Here is a 20,233-nt window from a genome sequence, read left to right as displayed (position 1 = left end):
ATCGGCAGCCTGCGGCTGTGAAAATTGTCTATCCTGCCAATTTTTCATACTTTCACCTTCATAGCCACAGTGCCCTGCACTTTGCCGCCTTCGTTACTTAAAGCCCCTTGTTTCACTTCAAAACCTTTTTGTTCGAGTCGGGTTTTTAAATGATCGAAACGCTGGAAGCTGTCCGCTTCGGCCTGAAAGCGCAATTCACTGTTTTTTTGGTCGTACCTTAAGTTGTCTAAACGCACATTGGTGGTCGCCGCCAGTTCTTGTTGCAACTGATTCAGCAAACTAAACAAACTTGCGTCCTGCCCACTGCCTGCACCTTGTAATTTACGGGCCAACTGGCGGGAAATATCCCGGGTTGATTCAGCAGGGAAACGACTTTTATACAGAGTCACAAGCTCTGCTCTTTGTTGCTGCAGCAATTGCCCTTGCTGCCACACTTGCGCGCCTAAGGCGAGTAGATACAAAGCTAAACAACTGGCACCCAACACGATAGAGGTTTGCCATAATGACCAGACTTTATTCTGCGCTTTTTTCGGCGCGTACTGGCCTTGCAACAAACTAAAGCGTTGTTCTGGCAGTTGCTGCGCTAACAAAGCCAGAGGCAGCTCCGGTTCAGCAGCCTGAACATTTTGCAGTATCTCTGCTGGCCAGGGGCTGTAGCTGTATATGAGTTCGATATTGGCCAGACTTAAAAAGTCCGGCCACCAGTTTGGCTCAATACTGGACGCTTGCCATGGGCCCTGCCGTAATAACCACTGACCTGCCAACTCAATAGCTGAAGCACCGTCCTGATGTTCTGGTAATAACAACGCGTCAGGCACTAACTGTATTGGCTGAAAACCAGCGACAACCAATGAGCCGACCCATTGTTCCAATTGAGTTTTTTTACATAAAGCCACTTGCTGCCAGTATTCTTTGCCACGTTGCTGACATACACCCAAAGCCAGATACAACTGCTCAATATCCTCTGCATGCTCTTCTTCGAGCATATAAGGCAAAGCCTGTATAATTTGTCGGTTGGGTTTAGCAGGTAGCAACACTTCGCTTAACACCACATCAGCTGCAGGCACTAAAGCCACTACAGGGCGACGGCCTAAACGCTCTGACAACGCAGCCAGCTCGTCGGCAGACGCCAACTGACCGCTGGCGATAATCTCTTTATTGATGGCGGACCATACCAACCAACTGATTGGCTGCTGTGGCTGACTACCCAGTCTTATTATTAATTGTTCGTTCACCACTGGCCTCCAAACCGCCGAGCTATCACTTTTACTTTTTGTTGCTCGTCAATCACCAATACAGAAGCCAGATTAAAGATGGTATCCATATAAGTGACTGTGGTTTCGAGCACAAAATAATTAGAATTTATTGTCATCATGGCTTTGACCTCATCCGTGACGCTGATATTCGCCAACTGAGGACTGGCCCATACTTCATCTATAGTGGCAAAACCTTCCTCTGGTCTGCTGCCTATTAAATCTGACGCCGCCCCTTCATCCAGTTCAGGAATATAAGCCGCTAATAAGGCCGCATTTTCTACCGTAATAGTATTCAGGTTCAACTTACTGGTACTGTTTTTAGGGATCACACAGACCCAGGGTCGCACCAGCTCATAGTCAGCCGGAGTTAAATCCAGCATGACCCGCAATTCTGAGGTCGAGCCCATTAAACTATTGGCGGTATAAAATGGCATTTGCAAACCGGCATAGTCATCCTGCTCAGCGCCCCCTGCCGTTTGCAACAAACTGTCCGCATCCAGCCAGTCGCTGATCCGGGCGGTTAAATACTCAGCTGGCATCGACAAATCAGTCGCTTTTAACTCCAGCAAACGCTGAAAGGCTTTTTGGCTTGTCGTCTGACCTGTGCCAATTTGCCGCTGCTCGGCAGGTCGTTGTAAGTTATTTAAGTTAAAGCAACTTTGTAAATCAATCAGCTTACCGGTAATACTGCCATTATCGACAGGAAAGGTTGCCCCCAACAAGGCCCAGTCCTGTGACAGATTCACATTATCCTTACCCGCCACTGTGCTTTTTAATAACTGAATACTGGCCTGCTCTGCCGCTATACCATACCAATAAGCTTGTTGTTGTTGCTGCAAATTCAGTTGGCGCTGCAACTGCAGTTGCAAACGTCCACTCATACCTACAGCAATAACCACCACCAGGGCGACAATCATCATCACAACTACTAAAGCCACACCAGCTTGACGACGCATCAGGTCAACCCATTCATCAATGTATAAAAGCGCTGCATTTCACCCAGTTGCTCGTGGCTGATGGTTAAACGAATAGCTTTAGGTAACTTCTCTTCATTCCAGTTTTCCTGCCACTCTTCGTCTTTTAAAAACTCCACTTTAAAGCCAGTTACTCTGTCCAGCAAAGGCTGCACTTTGGGTTCGCTGCCCGTTACTGCATCAGGAAATAAACTAAAAAGCCGCTCTATTTTGCCTTCACGTAAACGATAAGCCACCGCCTGAATTTCACTGCGCGGTAATACCATACCGGGGTTACGCCAGCCGCTGTGGACAAAAGCAAAACCGCCTTCATCACTTTCCAGCATCAACTTTTCACCTAATAAAGGCGAGCGTATAGGCTCTTCCCCTTCAACCCGGATTTGCCGTGCACTGATTTGTGCCAAATCCCGCTCTAAAATCAGGAAAAAACGTTGTATTTGTGCCAGCCGTTCAGCCGCCTTTTGTGAGGCTGCATCGGATTCAGTCACGCTGGATAATACGCTAGCTGAGGCTAAGCCTACTAAGGCAAAAATCGCCATCGCCAGTAACATTTCAATAAAGGTAAAACCACGATCAGTGTTAACGTTCTGCATCAGGTTTACCTACATAGGTTTGCAACTGATACACCACTTTTTCCGGATTATCGGCCAGACTGACTTTGACCACTACAGCACTAAAATTAGCGTCAGGTGTTTTGTTTATTTGCTGCTGCCATAACCAGTTACGGTTGGCAAACTCGACCGTTTTCTGTTCGTTTTTTAATGGCCAGGTTTTCTCCAGAAACACAGCATTTAACTGGTTTTCTGCCACATAAGATGCAAAGGTCAAATTTTCCAGGTGAGAGATAGAATTCATATGCTCAGATGCTGTTTTCATCACAGCAGCGCCAGCTGTGGCAAATACCGCCATTGCAATTAACAACTCTATCAGCGTAAAGCCTTTGCTTCTCATGGTCTGCTGTTTTCCACTTCAGACTTGGTCAGCGGAATACTGTATTCGCCTATCAGTGTCTGATACCAAAAAGGACGCTCAGTTTCATCCGCAAGCACCAACTGAAAAGGGCTGATGTCACCTGAGGATAAAATATAGACATTTGGCAACAAAGGCCTTTCACGCGCTTTGTTCGGGTCTTTGGCTTTACCGTCTTTATTGTCTTCTTCAGCCGCTTCGGCCAGCTGTTCCTGCAATTCTTCCTGCAGTTTGCGAAATTCTTCCTGACCTAAAATACTGTCTTCTGCCCAGCTTAAACCTTCCAGCTCCAGTTCGGCCTGCACTGTTTCTGGCCAGGGGTGGAATTGCATAAATTTTGGTTCCCCCACTTCCAGCCACTGCACTCCGTTATGCACCAGAAACTGATAACCTTTGTCATTCAGCACTAAGCCAAAATCCTGCTGCTTTAAAATGGCCGTTTCGGACACCACCTGCACCAGTTGCTGCAGGCGGTTGGTTTCTTTCTGAATACGGGCAGTGCGGGATTCACTGACAAAATTCACCACCACGTAAGATGCCATTAAACCCAATAACAGCATCACTAACATGATTTCAAGCAAGGTAAAACCGCGGTGGTGTTTCATGTTTTAGTTTTGCTGCGCGTCCGGCGCATCCAGATTCCAGTTGCCGATGTCGTCGTCTGTACCGGCAACACGGTCTGGCCCCATCGAATACACATCAATACGGCCCATCTCACCAGGGCTGACTAACTGATATTCGTTATCCCATGGATCTCTTTGCAGACGTTTAATAAAACCACCTTCAGGGAAAGAACGTGGCATAGGTTCAGAGGTAGGCTGAGTCACTAAAGCCTGCAAACCTTGTTCTGTGGTTGGATAGAAGCCGTTGTCCAGCTTGTATAAATCCAGCGCGTTTTCCAGCTGCTGAATATCCACTACCACTTTTTGTCGTGCGGCTTTTTCCTGATTGCCCATTAAGTTAGGCACAACCATACTGGCGATAACACCCAAAATAACAATAACCACCATCACTTCTAATAAGGTAAAACCTTTTTGCTGTTGCATTTTTTAACCTCCGACTAAATTGTTTAATGCCAAAATAGGCTGCAGAATCGCCATTACAATAAATAAAACTATGCCAGCCATCACGGCAACTAAAACAGGTTCAAATACTTTTAGTGAGACAGTCACCAGGGTTTCAAATTCCCTGTCCTGCGTATTGGCAGCGCGCTCTAACATGCCATCGAGTTGTCCACTTTTTTCGCCGGAAGCAATCATATGCAGCATCATAGGCGGAAATAATTTAGTTTGTTCCAATGCATTTTTCAGTGAAGAACCTTCGCGGACTTTCAGCGTCGCTTCGGCTATGGATTTGCGCATAAAGCTGTTATCCAGCACGTCAGCACTGATCCGCATGGCTTCGAGCAAAGGCACGGCGCTGGCATTTAAAATACTTAAAGTACGAGCAAAACGGGCCGTGTTTAAACCCCGGCTGACTTTACCAATCAGGCCCAGTTTTAACTGATGAGTATCTATTTTCAGTTTAAAGGCAGGTTTTTTCAGCGCACGCTTAAAAGCAGCAATAGCCAGGAAAATAGCCAGCAGCACCAGCAAACCGTAGGAACGTAAAAAGTCACTGGCGGCAATTAAAAACAAAGTAGAGCCGGGCAAACTTTGCCCCATATGTTCAAACTGCCCTACTATTTGCGGCACCACAGCGGCCAGTAAAATACTGATCACTGCTACGGCAAAAAAGGTCAGAATGGCGGGATAAAGCAGAGCCTGCATAATCTGGCTACGCATATGCTGACGTTGTTCGGTGTAATCAGCCAGACGGTTTAATACCGCATCTAAATGGCCTGACTTTTCGCCCGCAGCCACCATAGAAGTAAACAGATGGTCAAACACATAAGGAAATTCAGCCAGGCCTTCAGCCAGACTATAACCTTCCACAACTTTAGAGCGCACTGACATCATCATGCTTTGTAAACGGGCTTTATCACATTGCTCAGATACAGCCAGCAAAGCACTTTCTATTGGTAAACCAGCTTCAATCAAGGTTGACATCTGACGGGTGATCAACGCCAGTTCACTGGCACTAATGCCAGATTGAAACCATTTTTTACCGGAGGCCAACAGTTTTTCCTGCCGCGAAGCCAGCTCTAAACTCAGTGGCGTCAGCTTTTGCTCACGCAATAACTGCCGGGCCTGACGGGCATTATCGGCTTCCAGTACACCTTTACTACGACGCCCTTTGGCGTCCATGGCCTGGTATTCAAAAGCTGGCACTACGCATCCTCTCGGGTCACACGCAACACTTCTTCCAGCGTGGTTTCACCTGTTAATACTTTACTGAAACCGTCCTGGCGGATACTTGGGCTTTGAGTTCGAATGTATTTCTCAATCGACTGCTCACCTTTGCCATTGTGAATGAGCTCGCGGGTATGTTCATCGACCACCAGTAACTCATGAATACCGGTTCGGCCACGATACCCTGTCTGATTACAGTGCTCACAACCTACAGCACGATAAATTAATGTTCCGTCTTTTTTTGTAACTCCAAGTAAAGCCCGCTCTTCTTTGTCCGGCTCGTGTGCATGTTTACAGTGCACACATAAAGTACGGACCAGACGCTGAGCTAATACTCCCAACAAACTGGAGGATAATAAAAAGGGTTCAACCCCCATATCTTCCAGACGGGTAATAGCACCTGAGGCGGTATTGGTGTGCAATGTACTGAGCACTAAATGGCCTGTTAAACTGGCCTGTACTGCAATTTGTGCTGTTTCTAAGTCTCGGATTTCACCCACCATCACCACATCAGGATCCTGACGCAAAATGGCACGTAAGCCACGGGCAAAGGTCATATTGACCTTGGTGTTGACTTGCGTCTGACCTATGCCTTCCAGTTCATATTCAACAGGATCTTCCACTGTCAGAATATTTCGGTCTTTGGTGTTGATCTCCGTTAAGCCCGCATACAAGGTGGTACTTTTACCTGAACCAGTTGGGCCTGTAACCAGAATAATGCCATGAGGTTTTAAAATAAGTTGTGAGAACATCTTCTGCACGGCAGGCGTCATACCCAACTTATTTAAATCCAGATGCGAGTTATTTTTGTCGAGTAAACGCATAACAACTCGCTCACCATGACTGGATGGCATAGTCGATACCCGCACATCCACAGCCCGACCAGCAATACGTAAACTAATACGGCCATCTTGTGGTACGCGTTTTTCGGCAATGTCCAACTTGGCCATTACTTTGATACGGGACACCAGCAAGCTGGATAATTTACGGTTAGGTTTTAATACTTCCCGTAATACGCCATCGACCCGAAAACGCACCACCAGATTTTTTTCAAAAGTTTCAACGTGTATATCCGAAGCCCCCAGCTTAATAGCTTCACCGAGCATGGCGTTAATCAGTTTGATGATCGGCGCATCGTCTTCGTTTTCCAACAAATCTTCAGTTTCAGGAATTTCATCAGCTAAAGAAGCTAAATCCACTTCGTTGCCAATGTCCTGCATAATTTGCTGAGCTTCAGACGAATCACGCTGATAAGACGCTTCTAATAACGCATCAAATTCAGTTTGTTGCAGTTTCTGCACTTTAAAAGAAACAGACAATAAACGCCGCACTTCCAGCAAGGCGGCCGGTGGAGTCTGAGGATTGACATACAACAACCAGCCATCCGGCTGAGCCTGCAACAAGACACCAAAACGTTTGGCAAAACCAAAAGGCAAACGCACTTTGGCCGCCACTGGCTGCATCTCGTTCAGATCAACAGCAGACATTAGTTAGCTCCCTGCTCTGCAGGTTTCACAACCTCTTTATCCTGAGCCTCTTTTTTCTGCAGATACTCATCAAAAGTCGGTGGAATAATTAATGTATCGTCAAATTCCGGCATAGCAGGTGTTTCAGCGCCCGGCATCAGGCTGATGCCTTTTTCGCCCTGAGCCAATTGCTGCGCCCGTACATAGTTGTACTTACGCTGGCTGACTTCGCTCAGCAGGCCGTCGTCACGCATAATGGTAGCTCTGATAAAGATCATCAGGTTACGTTTACGTTTCGTTGAGGATGTGGAGCGGAATAAAGCACCCAACACCGGAATATCCCCTAAAAGTGGTACTTTAGACTCACTTTGCTGCACATCTTCATCAATTAAACCGCCAAGCACCACCGTAGCGCCATTGTCTGCCAATACTGTGGTTTTAATTTCCCTTTTGGCCACTATAGGGTTGCCTTCAATATCGCCGTTACGGCCTGAGACTTCCTGCTCTATGGTGAGTTTAACTGCGTTACCTTCGTTAATCTGAGGCGTGACTTTGAGTTTAATACCCACTTCCAAACGATCCAGAGTGGTAAAAGGGTTAGTGCCACCTGAACCTGGGCTGGTGGTGGTTTTAATAGGAATTTCTTCACCGACAATAAAAGAGGATTCCTGATTATCCAGTGTGGTCAGCGAAGGCGTGGCCAGAATATTGGAGTTACTGTCTGTGGTAACGGCCTGCAAAATAGCGCCCCAATCGTTTTTCACCACACCCAGCATCATACCTGTGACGCCGCCTAGGGCTTCGCCCAATAAATCATAGTTACCTGGCATCTCCGGATTTACAGTTGTTCCTGTATCTGTATCCACTGTGGTGCCAGGAACAGGCCTGGCAGCAGCAGCACCAGCGGCTATAGCACTGACTGGTACTACGCCATTATTAAACTGTTGCATGCCGCCTGTCGCACTAATCCATTGCACCCCTAAGTTCGCACCAGCATTGTCGGCTACTTCCACAATAATGGCTTCAACCAAAACCTGAGCGCGGCGGATATCCACCTGACGAATCACATCTTCCAGTGAACGCATTACATCAGGCTGAGCGGTAATCACTAAGGAGTTACTTTCAGCATGAGCTTCAATGCTGACATCACGGCCTTTGCCTGCAGAGCGGGCGCCCTGAGCCTGAGTGGCTGCACCCTGAACTTCAGCCGCTATGGTGGCACTGACCCCTTGCAGCACTTTGACTAATTCTTCAGCTTTGGCGTATTTCAGGTAATACACTCTGGTATTACCCTGATTTTCCAGCTCTGCATCTAAGCGCTGCACTAAAGCCACAACACGTTCACGCGCCTGACGTTCACCACTAACAATCACGCTATTGGTACGCTCATCAGCAACAATTTTTGGAATTAAAAACTCAGGCTGTTCAGCTTTACCCTGATTTTTATAAATATTTTCCAGAATTCTCACTACTTCAGCAGATGAAGCGTAACTGAGTTTGATGATTTCTAAATCTTGATCACCAGCTTTATCGACGCGGGAAATAATGTCGACTAAACGATTTACCGTCTCGGCCTGGCCCGTCATCATAATAACGTTGGACGGGTCGTAGTTGACTACACTGCCGCCGCCACTTTGATCAACAAACTGGCGTAACAAAGGTGCCAATTCACGCACAGAAACGTTTTTCACCTGCACCACGCGGGTGACCATTTCGTCGCCCAAAGCAGCGGCATTATCACTGACCACAGGAATGTTTGACGTTTTGGCATCTTTTTGCCGAACCACTTTCAGCACGCCACTTTTCATTTCAACCACTGAGAAGTCATAGACTTCCAGTACGTTTAAGAAAAACTGGTAATACTGTTTTTCGTTCAGCATTTCATAACTGCGCACGTTAATGCGACCACGGACCTGAGGGTCAACAATGATGGTTTTGTTCAGATTTTTACCAACGATATTAATAAATTCGTTGATATCTGTGCCTTTAAAGTTTGGCTGATATTCAGTTGCAGTTGCAAAAAAACTCAGCAGCGTGATAGCGCCTACACCAAACCAACGGGAAATATTCAAACGAGAAGATGTCACTGACTTCATTAGAGTTTAACCATCTTAATTAATTATTATTGTGACAGACTAAAGACAATGTCTCTGGTCTGGCCGTCACGTTCAACTTTAATCGAAGCCTGAGTCGCTTCACGTAATTCATTCATCACCATCATGGCCTGCTGCATATCATTTAACGGAGTACCGTTAATTTCAACAGCCACATCATTGGCTCTTAAACCCATGCGTTCAAATAAGGCGGGGTCTTTACCCGGCATTACACGGTACCCATAGAGCTGGCCGTTGCGGTATTGCGGCGAAGCACGAATATAGTCAAAAAACTTCATCGGCTCCGACATCATTTCCTGACGCACATCAGCTAACTCTTCAAGAGCTGGAGGCTGAGGCCCATCCATCATAGGCTCAGGTTGTGGCTGATAATCCACTTCCTGCAGTGAACCATTGTCAGCTGCCATTTGTTGAAACTCTATACCATCCAGCATCAGGGTTTCAAAACGGGACGAGACTTTCAACAGCACTCTGTCTTCAAAGACCTGACTTAAACTGGCACTGGTGCCTTCAATTTTGTCATCGACACCATAAGTTTGCTCTGAACCCTGACTTTCTATCACAGCAGAACCTTGTTCGGGTTTGCCACCAATGGCCACTACCCCGGTCAGTTTGACATTTAAAGTTGTTTTAGGTGCTGTGGTTGGCGCAACAACAGGAGCTGCTTCTGCTTGCTCTGATGCTTTGCCAAACATACTGGCGTCTAACAAGGCTTTCAGATCAGGAGCGGCCTGGCCCGTTACAGAAGCAGCCGCAGTAATAGGTTGGGCCTGCGGAACAGGTAATAGTTGCCAACTTAAGGTTGCCAATAACCAGCACAACAGCACAACAAAAATCCAGGACAACCAGAAATTCAGGCGCTGTTGCGGCAAACGGTTCAGCCATTCAATGGCAGGTTGGGTGGAAGCAGACCAGTTCATTCTTTAATAATTCTGTTACATAACTCATTGCATCTTACCCAGTTGTTTTGTCCTCAACAAGCCTACATATCAGAATTCAGAACCCTCACTGTGTTCAAAGGGTCTCAGACTATACTTAATGCGCAACAGCAGCGGAGAACAGGCATGGATAAATCGGTAAACCAGCCTACCACACTTATATTACGTTTAGATAAATGGCTGTGGACTTGTCGCTTTTATAAAACAAGAGCGCTGGCAAAAGACATGATCGAAGGCGGAAAAGTTCATTATAATGGCCAGCGCTGTAAAGCCAGCAGGACAGTGGAGGTCGGTGCCACCATAAAACTGACACAAGGCACAGACGAAAGAACTGTGATAGTTCAGGCCTTGTCTGAAAAAAGGCTGGCTGCGCCTTTGGCGCAAGCCCTGTATCAGGAAACAGAAGATAGCCAGAAGCTGAAGCTGGAGCGCGCTGAATTGCGCAAAATGAATTTGCTGTTTGCGCCTCACCCTGAAACCAAACCTGACAAAAAAATGCGTCGTCAGTTGTTGTTGATCAAGTCGCAGCAATCTTAAGGTAATGTTATGAATCAAGATGTTTTAGTACGTTTTTTATTTAATCAACGCGATATGCGCGGCGAAATCGCTTATGTCTCCGACAGTTTGCAGCAAATGCTGCAAAATCATGATTATCCTTACCCGGTGAAGCAATTGCTGGCCGAACTGGTGGTTGCGACCAGTTTACTTACGGCCACTTTAAAGCTGGACGGCGATATAGCTGTGCAGTTGCAAGGTGATGGCCCTGTACGTTTTGCGGCGGTCAATGGCACTGCAGAGCAGGAGTTCCGGGGTGTAGCCCGACTGCAAGCGGAAATTGGTGCCACAGGTTTTCGTGATCTGATTGGTGAAGGCTATATGCTGGTGACCATTACGCCTAAGCAAGGCGAACGTTATCAGGGCATTATCCCTCTGACCGGCGATAGCCTGACCGATACCTTAGAAGCTTATTTTGCGCAGTCAGAACAACTGCCCACCCGTTTGTACTTGTTTACCGACCTGACTGAAAATCAAAGCCGCGCCGCTGGTTTATTGCTGCAGGTGTTGCCGGTTGATCCGGAAAAAGCCAAGCAGGATTTTAGTGATTTAGTGATAGTGACCGATACCATCACAGCCAACGAATTACTGAATTTACCGACAGAACAAATGCTGCACCGCTTATACCATGACGAAGAAGTTGAGGTATTTCCGCATCAGGCTATACGTTTTGTCTGTGGTTGCTCACGCGAAAAATGTGAATCAGCCATTATCAGTTTGGGCAAAACGGCCATTGAAGAGCATATAGCAGAAGGCAAACTGGAAATCAGCTGTGACTATTGCAACAGTACTTATCAATTTGACAGTGCTGAATTGTCCTTATTATTGAATAAGTTTTAAGCACGCCCCTCTTGAGAGAGTAAGCAGATATTGCTCTCTCAAGGGGCTAAACAATTATGTAACCCACCTTGTAAGCTTTCATTTTTCCTCCGAATTTCCGACAAAACCCGCATTTCCTGGATGTTTTGGCCATCCAAATGGAGTACAATCGGGCTGAACCCTATTAAAAACCATAAATTTACTGACCTACGTACCTCAAGGAGTCACCCTACAATGACCTCTACAATCACCCGCCACATTGATTTAACAGTGGCCGATTTAGTTGAACACGCTATTCGTCGCAACGAAGGTGTATTAGCGGATAACGGCGCTTTGGTGGTTAAAACCGGTCACAGAACTGGTCGCTCACCTACTGATCGTTTTATCGTCAAAGAAGCCAGCACAGAGCAGGATATTCAATGGGGCAACGTCAATCGTCCTTTTGATCCGGTGAAGTTTTCTGCACTTTGGGCTCGTGTCAGCGATTTTATTGCGACCAAAGAACATTTTGTCTCTCACCTGGAAGTAGGTGCAGATCCGGAACACTACATTCCGATGACAGTGACCACTGAAACCGCGTGGCAGCATATTTTTGCCAAAAACCTCTTTATCACTCCGGCTCAGTGGAACACATCAGGCAAAGAGACCTGGCAAATCCTGAACGTGCCTTCGTTTGAATGTAACCCTGAACGTGACGGCACCAACAGTGACGGTACTGTGATGATCAACTTTGCCGAGCGCAAAGTATTATTAGCAGGCATGCGTTATGCCGGCGAAATGAAAAAAGCCATGTTCTCTGTCCAGAACTTCCTGTTGCCAGCCAAAGGTGTATTGCCAATGCACTGCTCGGCCAACGTAGGTGAAGCAGGTGACACCACCTTATTCTTTGGTTTGTCAGGTACTGGTAAAACGACTTTGTCTGCCGACCCGAAACGTTTCCTGATTGGTGATGACGAACACGGTTGGGCACCTAACTCAGTGTTTAATATCGAAGGTGGTTGCTACGCCAAATGTATCGACCTGTCGAAGAAAAACGAGCCTGTGATTTGGGATGCGATCCGCTTCGGCACCATTCTGGAAAACGTAGTATTGGATGACAACCGTACGCCAGACTACAAAGACGCCAGCCTGACGCAAAACAGCCGCGCTGCTTATCCGTTAGCCCATGTGGAAAAGCGTGTACTGGAAAACCGTGCTGGTGAACCTAAAGCTGTGGTGTTTTTAACCTGTGATGTCAGTGGTGTTTTACCACCTGTTTCTATCCTGTCTGAAGAAGCTGCGGCTTACCATTTCTTAAGTGGTTACACCGCCAAAGTAGGTTCAACCGAGATTGGTTCAACATCTGCTATTGAATCCACTTTCTCTACCTGTTTTGGTGCGCCGTTTTTCCCACGCCCAGCAGGTGTATACGCAGAACTGTTGATCAAACGTGTACGTGAGTTCGGCAGCAAAGTGTATTTAGTCAACACAGGCTGGACAGGTGGCCCACACGGTGTGGGTAAACGTTTTGATATCCCAACCACTCGCGGCATTATCGACGCTATAGTATCTGGCGAATTAGCTAGTGCTGAAACTGTACATTTACCAGAGTTAAACCTGAATGTACCGTTGAAAGTAACAGGTGTGGACAGCAACTTACTGAACCCAAGAGACACCTGGGCTGACAAAGCTGCTTATGATGAGTACGCCACTAAACTGGCCACTGAGTTTGCCAACAACTTTAAGAAATACGATGTATCTGATGCGATCCGCAATGCAGGTCCAAAAGTAGCTTAATGCTTTGATTTAATGAAAGAAGGCTCCGTATTGGAGCCTTTTTTATGCTGCTTTGGTTGGGCTCACTGGCAAATAGACCGTCACCACTAATCCGCCATAAGCATGGTTATGCATACTGATTTGCCCATGATGCATATCAACAATCTTTTTGATAATAGCCAAACCTAAACCCGAACCTCCACTGCCCCGGGCTGTGTCACCCTGAGCAAAAGGCTCAAACATACGCTGCATTTCATGTTCAGGAATACCAGGGCCATGATCCCGCACCTGCACATAGACCTTACGGCTGGCGCGTTCCAGACCTGTACTGACTTCAATAGCACCTTCTGAATACTTCAGTGCGTTTTCTATCAGGTTATTCAGTACTCGTTTGATCGCAATGCGGCGCAACGGCACCAGCGGTAATGACTCGCTCAGGCTGGCAATAATTTCGCGTTTTTGCAGCCGATCGGCACTGATTTGCTCCTGCACCAGCAGGTTTAAATCTTCTTCATCCAGTGCTTCTTCTTTGTGATGGCGAATGTAGTCAATGAACTGGTCGATAATGGCGTTCATATCTTCGATATCACTGACAATACCATCTTTGATCCAGCTGTCCTGTTCACTGACCATTTCGCTGGCTAAGCGAATACGGGTCAAAGGAGTACGCAAATCGTGCGATACACCAGCCATTAACAAAGCTCGGTCTTTCTCCAGTTGACTGATACCCTTGGCCATACGGTTAAAAGCACGGGTTACAGCCACTATTTCAGTGGAACCATGCTCAGGCAGAGGATCAGGCATTTCGCCCCGCCCTACTTTTAATGCAGCTTGTTGCAAGCCTTGCAGAGGCCTGTTCAGTTGCCGTGCAAATAACCAGCCTCCTGCCACACTTAAAAACCCTATCACCAGAACATAAATTTTCAGCGGTGAGAAATCAGTTTCATCCAGCCCACTTAAAGGTACTTTCACCCAATATTGTGGTGCTTGCGGTGGTTTCACCCAAAAGGCATAACTGCTTTGCTGAGCAATACGCACTTCGGCTGGTCCACCCAGCTCTTGTGACATTTCAGACGAGAAATACGGGTAATAGCTGGCTTCATTTAAGCCATGTAAAGGTGCTGTCGCATCGGTATACACTTCAATGCCTGTGGCTTGCTGGAATCTTTTGGTCAGCTCTTCCGACAGCAGCACTTCGTTATGCTCCACATCGATAAAGACCACTTTGATTTGCTTAGCGATCAGATGGTTAATTTGTTGATAGCTGGGCTTAATCACGTAATAGACCACGGATAAGTACGACACCAGCTGATTGATCAACAACAAAATACCAATCAGAAATACCGTCTGACCAAAAGCGCTGCGCGGAAACAATCGCATTTAGTTGACTGCACCATCAGGTACAAACACATAACCCAAACCCCATACGGTTTGAATATAACGTGGGTTAGTCGGGTCGTCTTCCAGCATACGACGCAAGCGCGACACCTGAACATCTATACTGCGCTCCATCGCTGAATAATCACGGCCCCGGGCCATATTCATTAATTTATCGCGCGACAAAGGTTCACGGGCATGAGTCACCAGCACTTTCAGTACTGCAAATTCGCCACTGGTTAAAGGCATCAGCTCGTCGCCTTTACGCATTTCACGGGTCGCGAGGTTAAATACAAAAGGTCCAAACTTCACCTGGCTTTCCTCAACTGCAGGCGCACCAGGTAACTCTTTGGATTTACGACGTAATACAGCGCGGATACGGGCCAATAATTCACGCGGGTTAAAAGGCTTAGGCAGGTAATCGTCAGCGCCCATTTCCAAACCAATAATACGATCGACTTCATCGCCTTTGGCCGTCAGCATAATGATAGGAATTTCATTTTCTTGTTGGCGCAGCTTACGACAAATGGACAACCCATCTTCGCCTGGCAACATCAGATCCAGCACCACCAGATGGAAATTTTCGCGTTCCATTAAACGTTGCATTTGCTCGAAGTTGGCGGAGGTACGGACAATATAACCCTGTTCTACCAGATAACGTTCTAATAAAGAACGTAATCTCATGTCATCGTCGACTACTAAAATTTTTGTTGTTTCTTGTCCGAGCATACAAATCCCTCCGCAAATGAAGCTCACTATAAACGAAAAACCCGGAGCATGGAGGGCATGCGCCGGGTTCAGTTGTTACAAAGTTTGTCTGCTTCTGTTTGGGCAACTTATTCAGGTTGCACCTTCTCTACTTTACGCAGCGGCGGATTCATCCACACCACGTGACCGGTATGAGCACTCAGTCGCGTGGAGTTTTCCTGTTTCTCTAAGGTCTTTTGATCAATCACATAAGCGTAATCTGGCGCTGAGCTGCACCCTGTCATCACAAGAGCCGTAGCAAGGACTATCAGACCTGTTAATTTTGCTTTCATTGTTGGCCTCCTTTATTAAGCACATTTTCACTATAGTTGGCCCAGCCAAAATCGCCTAACATATTTTTGTTACATCTAAATGACAGTGAATAAATATTTTGAATTATTTTCAAATATTTACGTAAGCAATTAATTTTTAAGCATTTTTATTTATTGTTTTATTGCAAAAGAAAAATAGTGGTTTTTAAGTATCTGACTTATCTGTTGAAATTCATGACCTTCTCTTTCCACTTCAGCGTTAAATGGTTATAAAGTCAGACCAGAACAGCAGTTCTTTCTTTTTTCAAATCAACACCGGATAGCATGAGTAAAACAGAGTTAGTCACCCGCGAAGGTTATGAAGCCTTGCAACAGGAATTAAACCATTTATGGCGGGAAAAGCGCCCTGATACCACAGCCAAAGTGGCATGGGCGGCTAGCCTGGGCGATAGATCCGAGAACGCGGACTACAAATACAACAAACAGCTTCTTCGCGAAATAGATAGAAGGATCAGGTACTTACGGAAGCGTCTTGAAGTGATTAAAGTAGTGGATTACGCGCCCCAGCAGGAAGGGCGTGTGTTTTTTGGTGCCTGGGTAGCCATTGAAAACAGCGAAGGCGAACAGCTGACCTTTCGCATTGTTGGGCCTGACGAAATTTACGGCCGCAATGATTACATTTCGATAGATGCTCCTATGGCCCGTGCTTTGATCAAAAAACAAATAGATGATGAAGTGCAAGTGCCCACTCCCACTGGCATCAAAGAATGGTGGATTAATAAAATCTGGTATCCGCAAGCCAAAGGCTAAGGTGTGTTATGTATCAACAGTTATTGAGTCAACAACAAGAGTTTTTTTCCAGCGGCGCCACCAAAAGCCTGAGTTGGCGCAAGCAGCAATTAAAACAGCTGCAGTTGTTACTGACCACACACGAAACTGAGTTATTGCAGGCGTTGCAGCAGGATTTAGCCAAACCGGCTTTTGAAGCGCTGTTGAGCGAAATTAACTATTTGCACAGCGATATTAAACATTGCCTGAAAAAACTGAATAGTTGGGCTAAGCCACGCCGGGTCAGCACAGGATTGCGTACCTTTCCTTCTATGGCTTTTATTCAGCCTGAACCTTATGGTTCAGTATTGATTATCAGCGCCTGGAATTATCCGCTGCAACTGACCTTAGCCCCTTTAGTGGCTGTGTTATCAGCTGGTAATTGCGCTGTGCTGAAACCCTCTGAATTAGCCCCTGCCACATCAGCCATTATGGCCCGGTTGCTGCCTTTGTATTTAGATAAAGAAGCTGTGGTTGTAGTGGAAGGTGGCGTGATGGAAACCACGGAACTGTTGAAGCTGCCTTTTGATCATATTATGTACACAGGCAATGGCCAGGTTGGCAAAATTGTATTACGCGCCGCCGCTGAACATTTAACGCCAGTGACTTTAGAGCTGGGTGGAAAAAGCCCGGTGTATGTCGATAGCAGTGCAGATTTAAAGCTGACAGCCCAGCGTATTGCCTGGGGCAAGTGGCTAAATGCAGGCCAAACCTGTATAGCGCCGGATTATATTCTGGCACACAAAGATATCTGTCAGGCGCTGGCTGAAGAAATTAAAACGCAGCTGCACCAGATGTATGGCGCGGATCCGAAACTGAGCCCGGATTATGGCCGCATCATTAATCAACGTCATTTACAGCGGGTGCAAAGTTATCTGGATGGTGTGGCAGTGTATTGTGGTGGTGTAACTGATGCAGAACAGCTGTATTTCAGTCCTACCATTGTGTTGGAGCCACCGCTCGAGAGCCGCCTGATGACAGAAGAAATTTTTGGCCCTGTTTTGCCGATACTTTCTATCAATAGCTTTGACGCTGCAGTGCGTTTTGTGCAAAAACGCGATAAGCCACTGTCTGCCTATTTGTTTAGTAATAACAGCTCACAGCAACAGCAGTGGGTAGAACAAATCAGCAGTGGCAGTCAGTGTATCAACGATGTGCTGATGTTTATGGCCGTGTCTGAACTTCCCTTTGGTGGAGTAGGTCCGAGTGGCATGGGCCAATATTCAGGCAAAGCAGGCTTCGAGCAGTTCAGTCATTTGAAGTCTGTACTAAAACGGCCACTCTGGCCTGAGCCGCCTGTGCGTTTTGCCCCTTATGCAGAGTGGAAACGTAAAGTGCTGGGCTGGTTGAGCTAGCCACTCGGTGCAGAGTACGGACGCTTCAGCGTTTTGCTATTGGATTTTTTAGCCCTAACAGTGGACAATTGCCGCAGTTGATAAGAACCAGTCTGGCTTTTACTTAGAGTAAAGTCGCCAGATGCTAAGGAAGCTTTAAGTTATGTCTATGATCATTAAACAAATTGCTCTGGAAATTTCCGCACGCCCGGAGCAGGTTGCTGCAGCTATTCAGCTGATGGATGAAGGTGCAACAGTGCCTTTTATCGCCCGTTATCGTAAAGAAGTGACAGGTGGCCTGGATGATACCCAGCTGCGTAACCTGGATGTACGTTTAACTTATTTACGCGAGCTGGAAGACAGACGTCAGGTCATTATCAAAACCATAGATGAACAAGGCAAACTGACGCCAGAGTTAAAGCAGGACTTATTGGCAGCGGACAACAAAACCCGTTTAGAAGATTTATATTTGCCTTACAAAGCCAAACGCCGCACCAAAGGCCAGATTGCTATTGAAGCAGGTTTAGAGCCTTTAGCCGACGCTTTATTTAATGACCCAACTTTAGTGCCTGAACAACAAGCTGCCAGCTACTTCAATGCGGACGCAGGTTTTGCCGACAGCAAAGCTGTGCTGGATGGCGTGAAATACATTCTGATGGAACGTTTTGCTGAAGATGCCGCTTTGCTGGCGAAATTACGTCGTCATTTAAGCCAGAACGCTGTACTGAAAAGTACTATGGTGGCAGGTAAAGAGCAGGAAGGCGCCAAGTTCCGTGATTATTTTGAGCACAAAGAATCCTTTAAAACAGTGCCGTCACACCGCGCTCTGGCTATGTTCCGTGGCCGTAACGAAGGTATTTTAAACCTGCAATTGCAACCTGACGCCGACGATGCTTCAGCTCATGCTGTCTGTGAGCAAATGATTGCCAATCATTTTGATGTGCGCCAGCAAGGCCGCGCTGCCGATGATTTCCTGCGTACCGCTGTGCAGTGGACCTGGAAAGTAAAATTACACCTGCATTTAGAAAACGATTTATTAGGCGAATTACGTGAACAGGCTGAAGAAGAAGCCATTAAGGTATTTGCCCGTAACTTAAAAGATTTATTAATGGCCGCCCCTGCCGGTATGCGCGCAACTCTGGCGCTCGACCCTGGCCTGCGTACTGGCGTGAAAGTCACGGCTATTGATGAAACCGGCAAGCTGGTGGATCAAACCACTATATTCCCACATGCGCCACAAAATCACTGGGACAAATCAGTCCGCACTTTAGCCGCTTTAGCCAAGCAACATAAAATTGAGCTGATTGCTATTGGTAACGGTACTGCTTCGCGTGAAACCGACAAGTTAGCAGCCGATGTGATCAAACTTCTGCCAGAGCAAAACATCAGCAAAATTATGGTGTCAGAAGCCGGAGCTTCGGTGTACTCGGCCTCTGAGCTCGCATCACAGGAATTTCCGGATCTGGATGTATCCTTACGTGGTGCTGTGTCTATAGGACGTCGTTTGCAAGACCCGTTGGCTGAACTGGTGAAAGTTGAGCCTAAAGCCATAGGTGTTGGGCAGTATCAACATGACGTCAACCAAAGCTTGTTAGCCAAGTCATTGGACGCCGTAGTCGAAGACTGTGTAAACGCCGTAGGTGTGGATTTAAATATGGCCTCAGTGCCTCTATTGTCCCGTGTCGCTGGTTTAAACAAAACTCTGGCGCAAAACATTGTGATCTACCGTGATACTCATGGTCGGTTCCAGCAGCGTAAAGATTTACTCAAAGTCGCCCGTTTAGGCCCTAAAGCCTACGAACAGGCCGCAGGTTTCCTGCGTATTAACAAAGGTTCAGATCCGCTGGATTCGTCTTCTGTTCACCCTGAAGCTTATCCTTTAGTGGAAAAAATTCTGGCGAAATTTGGTCAGCCGATCGAGCAATTACTGGGCAACAGCGCTTTCTTAAAAAGCCTGAATCCTGCTGATTTGGTTGACGAACATTTTGGTTTGCCTACAGTAGAAGACGTGATTAAAGAGCTGGATAAACCGGGCCGTGACCCACGCCCAGAGTTTAAAACCGCTGTGTTTAAAGACGGCGTAGAAACTATGGCCGACTTAAAACCAGGCATGTTGCTGGAAGGTGTAGTCACTAACGTCACTAATTTTGGTGCTTTTGTGGATATAGGTGTGCATCAGGATGGCTTAGTGCATATTTCATCTTTAACCGACAAGTTTGTTTCAGACCCACATCAGGTGGTCAAAGCAGGCGATATAGTCAAAGTGAAAGTACTGGAAGTAGAACTGGACCGTAAACGTATTGCCCTGACCATGCGAATGGATGAACAACCTGCAGTAAAAGGCGCTGGTGGTGCGGGTAAAGACTCGTCACGTTCTTCAGGCTCATCTCAGTCTAAATCTGCTAAGCCTGCTAAAACAGCTGAAGTGCCGAATGCAGCTATGGGTGATGCTTTTGCTCAGGCTTTTGCCAAGTTTAAAAAGTAATAGTTTAGCCAGATAAATAAATGCCGGGAATTTCCCGGCATTTATTTTTTCAG

General features: G+C 46.7%; 19 protein-coding genes. 6 read left to right on the top strand and 13 right to left on the bottom strand.

Annotated features, from left to right (window positions below; translation table 11 throughout):
* Window positions 1-44: 44 nt before the first annotated feature.
* From gspL to gspC, 10 genes are read right to left on the bottom strand one after another with little or no spacing between them, the layout of a single operon-like run.
* A complete protein-coding gene (gspL, locus tag LSG37_RS09300) occupies window positions 45-1,235 on the bottom strand; it encodes a type II secretion system protein GspL (protein WP_233079612.1) in 1,191 nt (396 codons plus the stop codon).
* Window positions 1,232-2,212, bottom strand: a complete 981-nt coding sequence (gene gspK, locus LSG37_RS09295; RefSeq protein ID WP_233079611.1) for a type II secretion system minor pseudopilin GspK — start codon at window positions 2,210-2,212, stop codon at window positions 1,232-1,234. The genes gspL and gspK overlap by 4 nt, the downstream gene beginning before the upstream one ends.
* The gene (gene gspJ / locus LSG37_RS09290; protein WP_233079610.1) at window positions 2,212-2,823 is read right to left on the bottom strand and encodes a type II secretion system minor pseudopilin GspJ; all 612 of its coding nucleotides are present in this window, start codon (window positions 2,821-2,823) and stop codon (window positions 2,212-2,214) included. The genes gspK and gspJ overlap by 1 nt, the downstream gene beginning before the upstream one ends.
* Window positions 2,810-3,181 (bottom strand): type II secretion system minor pseudopilin GspI, encoded by a 372-nt coding sequence (gspI, locus tag LSG37_RS09285; RefSeq protein WP_233079609.1) that lies wholly within the window; start codon window positions 3,179-3,181, stop codon window positions 2,810-2,812. Before gspI ends, gspJ begins: the two co-directional genes overlap by 14 nt.
* Entirely contained in the window at window positions 3,178-3,804 is a 627-nt protein-coding gene (gene gspH, locus LSG37_RS09280; RefSeq protein WP_233079608.1) for a type II secretion system minor pseudopilin GspH, read from the bottom strand. Before gspH ends, gspI begins: the two co-directional genes overlap by 4 nt.
* A gap of 3 nt (window positions 3,805-3,807) precedes the next feature.
* Window positions 3,808-4,245, bottom strand: a complete 438-nt coding sequence (gene gspG / locus LSG37_RS09275; protein WP_008899651.1) for a type II secretion system major pseudopilin GspG — start codon at window positions 4,243-4,245, stop codon at window positions 3,808-3,810.
* A 3-nt stretch (window positions 4,246-4,248) separates the two neighbouring features.
* A complete protein-coding gene (gene gspF, locus LSG37_RS09270; RefSeq protein ID WP_233079607.1) occupies window positions 4,249-5,469 on the bottom strand; it encodes a type II secretion system inner membrane protein GspF in 1,221 nt (406 codons plus the stop codon).
* Window positions 5,469-6,977, bottom strand: a complete 1,509-nt coding sequence (gspE, locus tag LSG37_RS09265) for a type II secretion system ATPase GspE (RefSeq protein ID WP_233079606.1) — start codon at window positions 6,975-6,977, stop codon at window positions 5,469-5,471. Before gspE ends, gspF begins: the two co-directional genes overlap by 1 nt.
* On the bottom strand, window positions 6,977-9,052 hold the full coding sequence (gspD, locus tag LSG37_RS09260) for a type II secretion system secretin GspD (protein WP_233079605.1): 2,076 nt from the start codon (window positions 9,050-9,052) through the stop codon (window positions 6,977-6,979). The genes gspE and gspD overlap by 1 nt, the downstream gene beginning before the upstream one ends.
* A gap of 26 nt (window positions 9,053-9,078) precedes the next feature.
* Entirely contained in the window at window positions 9,079-9,990 is a 912-nt protein-coding gene (gene gspC / locus LSG37_RS09255; RefSeq protein ID WP_233079604.1) for a type II secretion system protein GspC, read from the bottom strand.
* 144 nt (window positions 9,991-10,134) lie between these two features.
* Between gspC and hslR the strand changes: the two genes are divergently transcribed.
* The 3 genes from hslR (at window position 10,135) to LSG37_RS09240 (ending at window position 13,158) form a co-directional block, all read left to right on the top strand.
* A complete protein-coding gene (gene hslR, locus LSG37_RS09250) occupies window positions 10,135-10,545 on the top strand; it encodes a ribosome-associated heat shock protein Hsp15 (RefSeq protein WP_233079603.1) in 411 nt (136 codons plus the stop codon).
* Between the two features lie 9 nt (window positions 10,546-10,554).
* A complete protein-coding gene (gene hslO / locus LSG37_RS09245; RefSeq protein WP_233079602.1) occupies window positions 10,555-11,403 on the top strand; it encodes an Hsp33 family molecular chaperone HslO in 849 nt (282 codons plus the stop codon).
* Window positions 11,404-11,616: 213 nt separating this feature from the next.
* A complete protein-coding gene (locus tag LSG37_RS09240) occupies window positions 11,617-13,158 on the top strand; it encodes a phosphoenolpyruvate carboxykinase (protein ID WP_233079601.1) in 1,542 nt (513 codons plus the stop codon).
* 42 nt (window positions 13,159-13,200) lie between these two features.
* On the opposite strand, the gene envZ is transcribed toward LSG37_RS09240, so the two are convergent.
* The 3 genes from envZ to LSG37_RS09225 all read right to left on the bottom strand — a co-directional run bounded on the left by envZ (window position 13,201) and on the right by LSG37_RS09225 (window position 15,554).
* Window positions 13,201-14,517: a two-component system sensor histidine kinase EnvZ gene (gene envZ, locus LSG37_RS09235; RefSeq protein WP_233079600.1), complete on the bottom strand. Its 1,317-nt coding sequence runs from the start codon at window positions 14,515-14,517 to the stop codon at window positions 13,201-13,203.
* Entirely contained in the window at window positions 14,518-15,243 is a 726-nt protein-coding gene (gene ompR, locus LSG37_RS09230) for an osmolarity response regulator transcription factor OmpR (RefSeq protein ID WP_233079599.1), read from the bottom strand.
* A 107-nt stretch (window positions 15,244-15,350) separates the two neighbouring features.
* Window positions 15,351-15,554 carry a hypothetical protein gene (locus LSG37_RS09225; protein WP_233079598.1) on the bottom strand — a complete coding sequence of 68 codons (204 nt, stop codon included), beginning with the start codon at window positions 15,552-15,554 and terminating at the stop codon, window positions 15,351-15,353.
* Window positions 15,555-15,857: 303 nt separating this feature from the next.
* On the opposite strand from LSG37_RS09225, the gene greB reads away from it, so the two are divergent.
* From greB to LSG37_RS09210, 3 genes are all read left to right on the top strand, one after another.
* Window positions 15,858-16,343 carry a transcription elongation factor GreB gene (gene greB / locus LSG37_RS09220; RefSeq protein WP_233079597.1) on the top strand — a complete coding sequence of 162 codons (486 nt, stop codon included), beginning with the start codon at window positions 15,858-15,860 and terminating at the stop codon, window positions 16,341-16,343.
* Between the two features lie 8 nt (window positions 16,344-16,351).
* Window positions 16,352-17,716, top strand: a complete 1,365-nt coding sequence (locus tag LSG37_RS09215) for an aldehyde dehydrogenase family protein (protein ID WP_233079596.1) — start codon at window positions 16,352-16,354, stop codon at window positions 17,714-17,716.
* A gap of 142 nt (window positions 17,717-17,858) precedes the next feature.
* Complete coding sequence (locus LSG37_RS09210) at window positions 17,859-20,180, top strand: Tex family protein (RefSeq protein ID WP_233079595.1); 2,322 nt, start codon at window positions 17,859-17,861, stop codon at window positions 20,178-20,180.
* Window positions 20,181-20,233 lie beyond the last annotated feature (53 nt).

It is taken from the genome of Rheinheimera soli (assembly GCF_021290985.1).
Classification (GTDB): domain Bacteria; phylum Pseudomonadota; class Gammaproteobacteria; order Enterobacterales; family Alteromonadaceae; genus Pararheinheimera; species Pararheinheimera soli.
Note: the sequence above shows the minus strand (reverse complement) of the source record. Positions and strands in the feature narration are given on the sequence as shown.